At 73.6% G+C, this 12440-nt stretch carries 9 protein-coding genes; 5 read left to right on the top strand and 4 right to left on the bottom strand.

Annotated elements, in window-relative coordinates; genetic code table 11:
- Together ACIBPB_RS21335 and ACIBPB_RS21330 are read right to left on the bottom strand one after the other, a co-directional pair.
- Positions 1 to 308, bottom strand: a 308-nt coding sequence (locus tag ACIBPB_RS21335; RefSeq protein WP_396841268.1) for an endo-1,4-beta-xylanase, incomplete at its 3' end; no start/stop codon positions are given.
- Between the two features lie 294 nt (positions 309 to 602).
- A complete protein-coding gene (locus ACIBPB_RS21330; RefSeq protein ID WP_396841281.1) occupies positions 603 to 3473 on the bottom strand; it encodes a glycoside hydrolase family 9 protein in 2871 nt (956 codons plus the stop codon).
- A gap of 378 nt (positions 3474 to 3851) precedes the next feature.
- Here ACIBPB_RS21330 and ACIBPB_RS21325 point away from each other — a divergent pair, with 378 nt between their 5' ends.
- The 3 genes from ACIBPB_RS21325 to ACIBPB_RS21315 all read left to right on the top strand — a co-directional run bounded on the left by ACIBPB_RS21325 (position 3852) and on the right by ACIBPB_RS21315 (position 7874).
- Positions 3852 to 4586, top strand: a complete 735-nt coding sequence (locus tag ACIBPB_RS21325; RefSeq protein WP_396841267.1) for an LPXTG cell wall anchor domain-containing protein — start codon at positions 3852 to 3854, stop codon at positions 4584 to 4586.
- Between the two features lie 419 nt (positions 4587 to 5005).
- A complete protein-coding gene (locus ACIBPB_RS21320; protein WP_396841266.1) occupies positions 5006 to 6571 on the top strand; it encodes an aldehyde dehydrogenase family protein in 1566 nt (521 codons plus the stop codon).
- Between the two features lie 214 nt (positions 6572 to 6785).
- Complete coding sequence (locus tag ACIBPB_RS21315) at positions 6786 to 7874, top strand: hypothetical protein (protein ID WP_396841265.1); 1089 nt, start codon at positions 6786 to 6788, stop codon at positions 7872 to 7874.
- A 245-nt stretch (positions 7875 to 8119) separates the two neighbouring features.
- On the opposite strand, the gene ACIBPB_RS21310 is transcribed toward ACIBPB_RS21315, so the two are convergent.
- Positions 8120 to 9205 carry a GNAT family N-acetyltransferase gene (locus tag ACIBPB_RS21310; RefSeq protein ID WP_396841264.1) on the bottom strand — a complete coding sequence of 362 codons (1086 nt, stop codon included), beginning with the start codon at positions 9203 to 9205 and terminating at the stop codon, positions 8120 to 8122.
- A gap of 81 nt (positions 9206 to 9286) precedes the next feature.
- Entirely contained in the window at positions 9287 to 9991 is a 705-nt protein-coding gene (locus ACIBPB_RS21305; RefSeq protein WP_396841263.1) for an amino acid-binding protein, read from the bottom strand.
- A 147-nt stretch (positions 9992 to 10138) separates the two neighbouring features.
- On the opposite strand from ACIBPB_RS21305, the gene ACIBPB_RS21300 reads away from it, so the two are divergent.
- Together ACIBPB_RS21300 and ACIBPB_RS21295 are read left to right on the top strand one after the other, a co-directional pair.
- Entirely contained in the window at positions 10139 to 11215 is a 1077-nt protein-coding gene (locus tag ACIBPB_RS21300) for a phosphotransferase family protein (RefSeq protein ID WP_396841262.1), read from the top strand.
- The gene (locus tag ACIBPB_RS21295; protein WP_396841261.1) at positions 11215 to 12426 is read left to right on the top strand and encodes an acyl-CoA dehydrogenase family protein; all 1212 of its coding nucleotides are present in this window, start codon (positions 11215 to 11217) and stop codon (positions 12424 to 12426) included. Before ACIBPB_RS21300 ends, ACIBPB_RS21295 begins: the two co-directional genes overlap by 1 nt.
- Positions 12427 to 12440 lie beyond the last annotated feature (14 nt).

Below are 12440 nucleotides of genomic sequence, written 5' to 3'. Positions count from 1 at the left end.
TCCGGCTTCATCTCGTTCTCAGCGGTGATCATGTTGAACTCACGCGCCGCGATCGTGCTGTAGGTCGAGTCACCGAGCCGGCCCGCCGCGATCGCCGTGCCGAAGTACCGGCCCGACTGCGCGGCCGCCGCACCCAACGTGCTCGCCGCGGCGTTCGCCGACGGCATCATCACCGCGACCGCGGCCACTGTCACGGCGCTGACCGCGCCGGCGAGCAGCGCTCTGACGGCGGGCGAGCGCCGCCGCCTGTTCCCGCCACGATGAACGGATGGGCTCATTGCCACCTTGGCCTCCTTACTGGCCAACACCCAAGCCGTCTGGGCGGGGACGACTGGACGTCATGTTTGGAAGATTTAACGGCGCCAATGCTTCCATCGGCCATCCGTCCAGGACAATAAGTTTCGGAAAAGTTTCGGGAGTGTTTTTTGCCGTCCGGGCCCGCCGGATCCCGACCGTCCCCGCGCCTCGAATTCCGCGTCTGAGCAGGGCGAACCCGACGATCACCAGCGGACCGTCAGCAGTTATATACATCGATGGAATTGGCGGCGTGGCGTGGCCGGTCGCCCCGGTACGGTGACCGGCCACGCCCGCCGGATCGGCGGTCAGGAGACGGTGCAGGCGACCCCGTTCAGGGTGAAGCCGGTCGGCTTCGGGTTGGTGCCGGTGTGGGTGCCGTTGAAGCCGAAGCTGGTCGACGCCCCGGGCGCGAGCGTCCCGTTGTAGGAGACGTTCGACGCGGTCACCGCGGTGCCGGTCTGGGTGACGTTCGCCGACCAGCCCTGACCCACCTTCTGGCCGGTGCTCGGGAAGGTGAAGGCGAGGGTCCAGCCGTTGAGGGTCGTCGTGCCGGTGTTGGTGACGGTGATGTTCGCGGTGAACCCGGTGTCCCAGGTGCTGGTGACGTACCCGACGGCGCAGCCGCCGGCGGTCGGCGGATCCGCGGTGGTCACGGTGACCGGCGCGGAGGCCGCGGAGACGTTGCCGGCCGCGTCCACCGCGACCACGGTGAAGGTGTAGGCGGTGGCGGCGGTCAGCCCGGTGACCGCGAGGGTGGTGCCGGCGGTCGAGCCGACCAGGACGTTCCCGGACCGGTAGACCCGGTAGCCGGTGACGCCGACGTTGTCGGTCGCCGGCCCCCAGGCGAGGGTGAGCCCGGTCGGGCCGACCGCGGACGCGGTGGGCGTGCCGGGGGCGGTGGGCGCCGTGGTGTCCTGGGCGGGCGCCGCCGGGGTGGTGACGCTGACCGTCGGCGAGGCCGTCGACCGGTTGCCGGCGCCGTCGCGGGCGACCACGGAGAACTGGTACGTCCGCTCGGGCAGCAGCCCGGTGACGGCGACGGTGTTCGTGGTGGACTTCAGCAGCACCAGGGCGTCGCTGCCGACCTGGGCCTGGGTGATGTCGTAGCCGGCCAGGCCGCTGCCGCCGGTGTCGGTGGAGGCGGGCCAGGTCAGGGTGAGCCCGGTCGAGGTGACGCCCGAGGCGACCGGGGTGCCGGGCGCGGTCGGCGCGGTGGTGTCCGGGGTGGCCGGGCCGGGCTCCTCACCCCAGACCCGCACGCCGGCCTCGTAGAGCGGCACCTTGCGGTTCGGCCCGGCGGTGGCCTGGTACGACGGGTCGTTGGTCGGGTCCCAGGTGCCGCCCTCCGGCACGCCGATCTTGAACTGCACCTCCATCCGGTGCTGCGACTGCCCGGCCGGGGCGATGGTGTAGCCGGTGCAGTCGACCTCCACGTACCAGATGTCGCCGCTGTACTGCTTGGCGGTCGACGGCGACGGGCAGCCCTGGGTGTAGCCGGGGGTGACGGTCACCGGGCCGGTGCCGTCCGGGCGGAAGTAGTAGCGGAACTTCGCCGTCTTCAGCGCCCGGGCCGGGAAGCCCGACTTGTTGTAGATGATCGCCTTCAGCCCGGTGGCCCGGGTCTCCGCCTGCATCACCGTGGTCTCCACGGTCAACTCGTCCAGGTCCGGCGTCTCGGCGGTCGGGAAGCCGGCGAGCGGGGTGCCGCCGTACTCCTTGCTGAGCCGGGCCAGCGCCGAGGTGAAGCCGGCGTTGTAGTCGGTGGCCACCTCGTTCATCACGTAGTCGGACCGGCTGTCGGTGTAGGCGTCGTTGGCCGAGGAGGGGCCGCCGACCAGCGCGCCGTAGAGCACGTGCCGGGTCTCGGTGGGCACGGTCTGGCTGTCCCACCAGGAGCCGTGCGCGGTGCGGTGGTGCGGGTTCTTCGGCGAGTTGGCGCCGAAGCCGATCAGGTAACTGGAGTTGCGCGGGTTGTCGCCGAGCGCATAGTTGATCTGCCGGACGGCGAAGTCGTGGTAGCGCGCCTTGCGGGTGGCGTCGGAGGTCTTGTCGCTGTAGACCAGGGCCGCGAAGGCGGTGTTGGCGGCGTAGCGCAGCGACCCCCAGGAGTCGAGCACCGCCTCCCCGCCGGGCGAGTAGTTCACCTTCGAGCCGTTCACGCCGACGGTCCACCAGTCCAGCCACCGGTTGGCGTCGTCGACGTACTTCTGCTTGTTGGTCAGGTTGGCCAGCAGCACGTACGCGCCGAACTGCTTGTTGTCCCAGGCGATGGTCCACTTGTAGGAGCGGGTGGTGGACTGCGGCTCGGTGCCGAGCTTGTCGTACTCGCTCTCCGCCTTGGCCAGGTAGCTCGCGTCCCCGGTGGCCCGGTAGAGCCAGATCGCGCCCCAGACCAGTTCGTCCTGGTAGCCGCTCCACGACTTGTAGAAGCTCGTCGCGTCGGTGATGCACTCGTGGTAGCTCTTACGCACCGTGTCGGCGAACGTGTAGAGCTGCTTCGCGTGCCCGAGCAGCTTGTCGGCGTAGGCGGCGTCGGTGGGGCGGAACACCATCGACGAGGCGGCCATCGCGGCCGCCGTCTCCCCCGCCAGGTCCGCGCCGCCACAGCTCGCATCGATCTTGTACGCGGGCCGCGCCATCGGCAGCACCTCGGCCGGCCCCCACCACTTGTGGTCGTCGTCGCCCTTGCCGATTTGTCCGTAGAGGACGTTCGGCGCGGGGTGTGCCTTGACGAAGTAGTCGTTGACCCAGCGCAGGTTGTTGAGCAGGTTGGTGAGCTGGCCGGAGGCGACGTAGCCGTCCCGGTACTCGACCGCGCCCCAGGCCAGCATCGTGGTGCTGAACGCCATCGGGAAGCCGAACTTCACGTGGTCGCCCGCGTCGTACCAGCCGCCGGTGAGGTCGAGTCCGACGTCGGCGCCGTCGGTGAGCGCCGAGTCGCCCCGCCAGGAGACCCGGTTCCAGGCCGGCTTCTTGCCGGACTGCTGCGCCTCGTAGAACAGGATCGACTTCTGCAACGCCTCGGCGTAGTTGAAGCTGGCCGCGGCCTGTGCCGGGCGGGGTGCGGCGACGGCGGTCAGGGCGAGGCTGAGCCCGCTGGCGAGGGCCGCGCCGGCGGCGAGGGCGCGGCGCACCCCGGAGCGGCCGCGCGCGGGTGGTCGGGTGCGGTGCAGCATGGCGTACTCCTGGGCTGGGTGCCGCACGGCGGCCGACCGGACGGGGGACGGCCGTCGGAGGTGAACCGCCGCGCGGGCGTGGTGGTGGGGGCCGCCGCGGGAGCGTGGAAGCGCTCCCATGGACAATCGACAATCTAATCGGCCGGCGGCCGGTTGGGAAGACGGACTACCGCTGCGCGCGCGACGACCCGCCGGAGCGCCGAAGGCCGTCGCCGCGTTACCACGACACGCCCTGGAATTGGCCTGATCTTGGCGCCACCGCCCATGTCGAGCGCCACGTCTGCCCAGCTCAGACCGATCGACCGATGCCGAAAGGACCCTCACGTTATGGGATCATGTGCCGTCCCCGCTCCCGATCCCGATCCCGGAGGAAATCCCATGCCACAGCGTCGGTCCCTGGCGCGCGCCGCCGTGACCGCGTCCGCGGCCGCGGCCTGCTTCGCTCTCGCCACCCCGGCGTGGGCGTCGGCCGCCGTCACCAACCCCACCCTGCGCCAGGCCGGCAAGCACGTCCTCGCGTCCGACGCGGAGTTCGACCAGGGCTTCGGCAACTGCGCCGGCGCCGACCAGCAGGCTGGCCAGGACATCTGGGTCTTCATCTGGCCCGGCAACGGCGTCGAGAGCGTCGACGCGGTGAAGATCGGCTGGGACACCGACAACGACGGCACCACCGACACCTTCAAGACCCTCGCCGACGGTCACTTCACGACCGACAACGGCGCCAAGAAGGTCTGGTTCGCGACGCCCACCGGCTGGCGACTGGAGAGCGGCGAGTCGACCATCCACGGGCAGGTGCCGCAGAACCTGTTCAACCTGACCCACACCTGCTCCGGCACCACCCAGACGCAGTCGCCGTCGCCGACCCCGTCCACCACGGACAGCCAGTCGCCGACGCCGAGCGACTCGGGCACCCCGACGCCGGGCCAGCCGGGCGGCACCGAGACGCCCGGCCCCAGCGGCTCCGTGGGCGGCGGCGCCGGTGGCGGCGGCAGCCTCCCGATCACCGGCGTGGCCGCGACCAGCATCGCGGTCACCGGCGTCGCGCTGATCGGCGGCGGGATCGCGCTCATGACCCTGCGGCGACGCCGCGATCGGATCACCTTCACCAGCTGACCTCCCGCCCACCACGCGACCGGCCGCCGGACCCCCGTTCCGGCGGCCGGTTCACGTCTCCGGCCGCCGGATTCGCGTGTCCGGCGGCCGGTTCACGTGTCCGGCGGCCGGGTTCGCGTGTCCGGGGCGGCGCTCACGCGCGGCGCGGTTGAACCGCGCGGCGTCTCGCCACGTACTGACCGGTAACCCGGTCGACGCCGCCCGGAGCTGAATCACATCATCGATCGCTGTCTATTTATTGTTCCCGTACCCCCAGGTCAGGTCGGTGGTCGTCGGGCGGTGACGCGACGCGGCGGCGGCCCGGGCGTCCTGGCATACGAGCGTACGGTTGCCCGGCCGCTCGGCCGCGCGGGACAGTACGCCCCACCAGCGGTGCCATCGACGCCGCCGCTCCCCCGGACAACCCTGAGGAGATCGCGATGGCTCTCAGACTTGCCGACGGCACCTCCTGGTCGGACACCCTCGCCCGCGCGGTCGCCGCCGCGCCGGAGGCCTTCGGCACGGCGCCGGACGGCGCGGCCACCCTGCACAACCTCGCCGAGGGCCGGTGGCAGGCGGTCGGCACGCCCACCCCGGTGCGTACCCCGGTCGACAACACCGTCCTGGCGCACCTCGCCCGCGTCGACGCCGACGCGGCCCGCGGCGCCGTCGCGCACGCCGCGGCCGACCACCGGCAGTGGGCGCAGACCCCGCTCGCCGAGCGCAAGGCGCGGGTCACCGACGCCCTCGACGCGCTCACCGCCCACCGCGACCTGCTGGCCATGCTGCTGGTCTGGGAGATCGGCAAGCCGTGGCGCCTGGCCTGCGCCGACGTCGACCGGGCTCTGGACGGCGTGCGCTGGTACGTGCAGGAGATCGACCGGATGCTCGCCGACGGCCGCGAGCCGCTGTCCGGGCCGGTCAGCAACATCGCCTCCTGGAACTACCCGATGAGCGTGCTGGTGCACGCCGAACTGGTCCAGTTGCTCGCCGGCAACGCGGTCATCGCGAAGACCCCGTCCCAGGGGGGCGCGGTCTGCCTCACCGTCGCGCACGCGCTGATGCGCCGCGCCGGGCTGCCCGCCACGCTGCTCTCCGGCGGCGGCGAGGAGCTGTCCGAGGTGCTGGTCCGCGCCCCGGAGATCGGCGCGGTGGCGTTCGTCGGCGGGCGCTCCAACGGCGGCAAGGTGGCCGCCGCGCTGCTCGACTCCGACAAGCGGCACTTCATCGAGCAGGAGGGCCTCAACGCCTGGGGCATCTGGAACTTCTCCCAGTGGGACCTGCTCGCCGCGCACCTGAAGAAGGGCTTCGAGTACGGCAAGCAGCGCTGCACCGCGTACCCGCGGTTCGTGGTCCAGCGGGACCTGGTCGACGAGTTCCTCGACATGTACCTGCCGGTCGTCCGCTCCGTCCGGTTCGGACACCCGCTCGCGGTCGGTGACGACTGGTCCGCCGGTGACCCGCTGCCCGAACTGGACTTCGGTCCACTGATCAGCGGGGCCAAGGCCGACGAGCTGCGCCGCAAGGTCGAGGAGGCGGTCCGCGGTGGCGCGGTCCCGCTGCACCGGGGCAAGCTCGACGGGGCGCCCTTCCTCGCCGGCCAGGACACCTCCGCGTACGTGGCGCCGGCCGTGCTGCTCGCCCCGCCCGGCCGGTCCCGGCTGATGCACGCCGAGCCGTTCGGCCCGGTGGACACCATCGTCGTGGTGGACACCACCGACGAGTTGCTGGCCCAGATGAACGCCTCGAACGGCGCCCTGGTCGCCTCGCTGGCCTGCGACGACGAGGAACTGGCCGGCAAGCTGGCGGTCGACCTGCAGGCGTTCAAGGTGGGCATCAACAAGCCCCGCTCCCGGGGTGACCGGGACGAGCCGTTCGGCGGCCGGGGCGCCTCCTGGAAGGGCGCGTTCGTCGGTGGCGACCTGCTCGTGCAGGCGGTCACCGTGGGCGGCGACGGCCGGCTCTACGGCAACTTCCCGGACTACAGCAGCTACCCGGCAACCTGACCTCCCGTGGTGCCGGTCGGCGCGGTGTGGTCGGCGCGATGTGGCGGCGGCGAGGTTCGCGTGGTGCCGGGCGGCGGACGTCGCTCGGCACCACGCCGCCCGGGCGGTCACCCCGGCGGTGCCGGCCGGCCGGTCGCGCTCCGGCGGCCGGTGGCGGCTGTCGGATCGAGGACTCCCCGCCCCGCCACGGCCGTCGACGGACCAGGCTTACCGGATGATGCGACGGATGGGGCGGCTCGCCTGCGCCCTGCTCATCACCATCCCGCTGCTGGCGGCGCCGGCGCAGGCCGACGCACGGAGGCTGACCGCGCTCGACGTCCATCCGGCCGGCTGGATGTCGAGCGCCGCGTCCGATGTGAACGGCCGCGGCGAGGTGATCATCACCGCGACGAACCGGGTCGACTCCGAGATCCAGCCGCCGCTCGGTTTCGTCTGGCGGGCCGGGCGGCACACCGCGCTGCGCCCGCTGCCCGGCGGCACCGGCACCCTGCCGCGCGACATCAACGAGCACGGCCTGGTGGTCGGGTTCTGCCAGTCCGTCGCGTACCCGTCACGGCCGTGCCTCTGGTGGCAGGGCCGGCCCCGCGACCTCGGCACCCTCGACGAACGCGGCACCGGCACCGCGCTGGCGGTCAACGACCGGGGCGAGGTCGTCGGCGAGAACCAGACGTTCATCCGGGGCGGCGAGACCCGCGCCTTCCTCTGGCGCCGCGGCGTCCTGACCGACCTGGGCGGCACCGGCGACCGCAGCGCCATCGGCATCAACAACCACGGCCAGGTGATCGGCGTGCACTACACCGACGCGGGCCGGCGCGGCTTCCGCTGGCAGCGGGGCGTCCTGACCGACCTGGGCACCCTCGGCGGCGCCGAGTCGGTGCCGGCCGACATCAACGAGCACGGGCAGATCGTGGGCACGAGCACCACGGCCGATGGCAGCCAGCACGCGTTCCTCTGGCAGGACGGCCGGATGACCGACCTGGGACCGCCGACCGGCGACAGCGGTGCGGTGGCGATCAACGATCGCGCGCAGGTCATCGGCTGGACGAGTACGCCGACCGCGATCAGGTCCTTCCGCTGGCAGGGCGGCGTACGCACCGAGATCGACGGGTACGTCGGCGACCTCAACGAGCAGGGCTGGATCGCCGGCACCACCGCCGGGGAGCCCCGGCGGGCCTTCCTGCTGCGCAAGAGTCGCCTGGTCACCGGCGGTCCGGCCGCCGCCGTGATCGCCCTGAACGACCGAGGGCTGCTCGCCGGCTGGACGGACGTGCCGGACGGCCAACACGCGACCATCTGGCGGTGACGGCGGGCCCCGACCGGGGTCAGCCCACCCGCCGACCAGCGGCCCGGTCAGCCCGCCTCCGACCGGGCCGGCCGTGGACATGGGCAGGGCCCCCGAACCGGGGGCCCTGCCGATCACCGTCCCCCGCACCGGAGGTCGGCCACGATGGCGCCGGATCCGTCCGGCGCCGGTACCGGCCGGGTACCCGCCCTCGCCGGCCCGCCGCGCCGTTGCGGCAGGCCGACCGGCCGGGGCGGCCGGACGAGTCAGGGTGCCCGGTGTGACCGGGCGGTCGCGCCGGCCTGCCGGGGCAGGTCGGCCCGGCGGGCGGCCAGCGGCGCCGTCACGGTCAGCACGCTGCCGTCCCGCTGCACCGAGGTCGGCCGGTCCAGCCGGCGCACCGCGCGCAGCATCGGGGTGTTCTCGGCCTGCACGTGCAACTGCACGGCGGCGTAGCCGATCCGCTCGGCGTGCCCGACCAGCCGCCGCAGCAACGCCGAGCCGAGGCCGCGTCGCTGCCAGTCGTCCCGGACCAGCAGCGCCACCTCTGCCTCGTCCCCCTCGCCGAGCAGATTGGCCATCGCCACGACCGGCTCCGTCGCCGCGCCGCCACCGGCCGTGGCGACCAGGGTCAGCCCGCCCGCCGGCGCCAGCAGCCGGCGCAGCCGGGCCGGCGACGGGCAGCCGGCGCCGCTGAGGTAGCGCCGCTGGCGGCTGCGCGCCGAGCACGACTCGTGCAGCTCGACCACGCCGGTCAGGTCGTCCGGGCCGGCCGGGCGGACCCGCACCTCGGCCCCGTCGGGCAGCACCAGGGTGACCCGGTCGTCGTCCCGGCGGGCCACCGCCGCGGCCAGCTCGACCAGGGCCTGGGCCCGGGCGTACTCGGCCGGGGTGAAGCTGGGCTCCCGGCGGCTCAGCTCGTACGACCCGCCGGAGGGGTCGGGGAGCAGCATCCGGGTCGCGCCCACCCCGCCCGACGGGCCGGCCGGCCCGGCCCGCCAGGTGACCGTGTCGGCGCCGAGCAGGGTGCGCAGCACCTCCCCGGTCGCGTCCGGGTCCCGCACCAGCCGGCTGGCCAGGCCGAGCACCCGGGTGGGCTGGTCGGCCAGCCCGCGCGCCTCGCTGCGCGCGATCCAGCAGTCCCGTCCCCGCCCACGCTCCACGGCCGCCCGCAGGTCGGCCTCGGTGAGCTGGTCGGGGGCGTCGACCAGGAAGTCGTCGACCGCCCCCACCTCGGTGGTGTGCACCTGCACGGTGAGGATGTTGACCCCGCGCAGGGCGAGGCTCGCGGTGAGGACCGACAGGTAGCCCGGCCGGTCGTCCACGGTGGCTCGGATCCGCCACAGCGCCATGGTTCGCTCCCTTCCTCGCCTCACGACCCTGCCGGGCGGCTGTTGCGGCCCCGTTGCCCGCCGGTGACGCCGCGGGACGGGTCAGGTGATCGTGGTCACCGGCGGGGCGCCGACCAGGTCCAGCCGGTCGCCCAGGATCACCGCGCCGGCCCGGACCAGCTGGGCCAGCCGGTCCACCTCGGTGGCGTGGAACGCGGCGGCGGCCAGCGGGTCACTGTGGTCGCGCGCCACCACCAGCACCAGGCCGGCGCGACCGAACGGCGCGACCGCGTAGTGGTGCCCGTCCGGGCTGGTCATCGCCCGGGCCCGCAGCGGGGTGATCTCCGGAAGCCGGGGCGGGACGGGCGCCCGCCAGCTGGCGTGCCCGATCGTGGCCTCGCCGGCTCCGCCGCTGCGCGACGCCCAGTCCAGCGGCACCACCGCGGCCACCGCCCAGTCGGCGGCGAGCAGCCCAGGCACCGCGTCGACCAGGGTGGCCACCCCGTCGGTCGGGTTCGCCGCCACCTGGGCGAGCAGTTCGGCGTCCTGCCCGGTGGTGGTCGGCGCGCCGATCGCCCGCCACACCCCGTCCACCCGGACGCCGGGGATCGCGGCCAGGCCGGCGAGGAGCCGCTCCACCCGCGCCGCGCCCGGCCAGACGACGGTGAAGTCGTCCACCGCCCGGCCACCGAGCCGCTCCAGCACCACCACCTGCACGATGTCGGCACCGGAGACCCCGAGTGTGCGGGCCACCTGGCCGAGCGTGCCGGGTCGGTCCGGCAGGGTCACCCGAACTCTCAGCAGCATGTCTGGTCCCTCCGCTCGGCGGGCCGGCCGTCGTGCCGGCAGGCTGGCCCCAGCCTGCCCGTTGGCCGTTTCGCCCCTGTTGCAGCGGCATGTCTGCCCGGAAAATCCGACCTTGACAAGAAAGCTGAGCTGCCATCAACTATCCGGATGACCGATCCGGCCGTCGACGCATCTCCGGACCCGACCGGTCCGGCTCCGCGCGGGCTCGACCTCGACCGGCTGCGCGCGTACCTGGCGACACACCGGCCCGAGCTGGCCGCCGCGCCGCTGTCGGCGCGGCTGATCGCCGGCGGCAAGTCCAACCTGACCTACCTGCTGCGCTGCGGCGACCGGACGGTGGTGCTGCGGCGGCCGCCGCTCGGGCACGTGCTGGCCACCGCGCACGACATGGCCCGGGAGCACCGGGTCATCTCCGCGCTCGCCCCGACCGACGTGCCGGTCCCCGAGGCGCTGCTGCTCTGCGCCGACGCCGAGGTGATCGGCGCGCCGTTCTACCTGATGGAGAAGGTCGACGGCGAGGTCTACCGGAGCCGGTCGCAGACCGACCCGCTGACCGCGGCGCAGCGGCGCGAGCTGGCCATGACGATGATGGACACCCTCGCCGCGCTGCACCTGGTCGAGCCGGTCGCCGTCGGGCTGGCCGACTTCGGCCGTCCGGAGGGCTACCTGGCCCGGCAGGTCCGCCGCTGGGCCGGGCAGCTCGACCGGTCCCGCAGCCGGCCGCTGCCCGGCATCGACGAGCTGCGCGACGCGCTGGCCGGCAGCGTGCCGGAAGGGGCCAACGCCGGGCGGATCGTGCACGGCGACTACCGGCTGGACAACCTGCTCGCCTCGGTCGACCCGGTCTCGATGCGCGCGGTGCTCGACTGGGAGATGGCCACCCTCGGCGATCCCCTGGCCGACCTGGGACTGCTGCTCACCTACTGGAGCGTGCTCGGCGACAGCGAGCTGACCGAGGGCAACCCGGTGGCCGACGGCGTCGGGCCCCGCGCCGGCTTCCCCAGCGGCGAAGAGCTGATCGACCGGTACGCCGGCCGCAGCGACGTCGACGTCGGCCCGCTGCACTGGCATGTGGCGCTCGGCTGTTTCAAGCTCGCGGTGATCTGCGAGGGCATCCACTACCGGCACACCCTCGGGCAGACGCTCGGCGGGGGCTTCGACCGGATCGGCGACATGGTCGCCCCGCTGGTCGAGCACGGTCTGCACGCGGTCAGGGAGAGATGATGGACTTCGCGTACGACGCCCGGACGCTCGAGCTGCGCGAGCGGCTCACGGCGTTCCTCACCGAGTGCGTCTACCCGGCGGAGCCGGTGCACGCCGAGCAGGTGGCCGCGACCGGCGACCCGTGGGCCCGCCCGGCGGTCATGGACGAGTTGAAGGCCGAGGCCCGCGCCCGGGGCCTGTGGAACCTGTTCCTGCCCGACCCGCGCTACGGCGCCGGCCTGACCAACCTCCAGTACGCCCCGCTCGCCGAGCTGACCGGCCGCAGCCCGCACCTGGCTCCGGAGGCGCTCAACTGCGCCGCCCCGGACACCGGCAACATGGAACTGCTGGCCGAGTTCGGCTCCGAGGCGCAGCGGGACCGCTGGCTCAAGCCGCTGCTGGACGGCGAGATCCGCTCCGCGTTCTGCATGACCGAGCCGGAGGTGGCCTCCTCCGACGCCACCAACATCGCCACCCGGATCACCCGGGACGGCGACGCGTACGTGGTCAACGGCCGCAAGTGGTGGTCGTCCGGCGCGATGGACCCGCGCTGCGAGATCTTCATCGTGATGGGCAAGACCGACCCGGCGGCCGACCGGCACCGCCAGCAGAGCATGATCCTGATCCCCCGGGACACCCCGGGCGTGACGGTACGCCGCGGCATGACGGTGTTCGGCTACAGCGACGCCGCGCACGGCGGGCACGCCGAGATCGACTTCACCGACGTCCGGGTGCCGGCGGAGCACCTGGTCGGCGCCGAGGGCACCGGTTTCGCCATCGCCCAGGCGCGGCTCGGCCCGGGCCGGATCCACCACTGCATGCGGCTGATCGGCATGGCCGAGCGGGCCCTGGAGCTGCTCTGCCAGCGGGCCCTGGCCCGGGTGGCGTTCGGCCGGCCCCTGGCCGAGCAGGGCGTGGTGCGGGAGTGGATCGCCGAGGCCCGGGTCCGGATCGAGCAGGCCCGGCTGCTGGTGCTCAAGACCGCCTGGCTGATGGACACGGTGGGCAACAAGGGCGCGCACACCGAGATCCAGGCCATCAAGATCGCCACCCCGGCGATGGCCGAGTGGGTGATCGACAAGGCGATCCAGGCGCACGGCGGCGCCGGCGTCAGCCAGGACACCCCGCTGGCCGCCCTCTGGGCCCAGACCCGCACCCTGCGGCTCGCCGACGGCCCCGACGAGGTGCACAAGGCTTCCCTGGCCAAGCGCGAGCTGCGCCGCTGGGCCTGACCGCGCCCCCGCCC

Source organism: Micromonospora sp. NPDC049836 (assembly GCF_044465125.1).
Taxonomy (GTDB): Bacteria; Actinomycetota; Actinomycetes; order Mycobacteriales; family Micromonosporaceae; genus Micromonospora.
The sequence above is the reverse complement of the archived record's forward strand: the minus strand, read 5'-3'. Positions and strand labels throughout refer to the sequence as shown.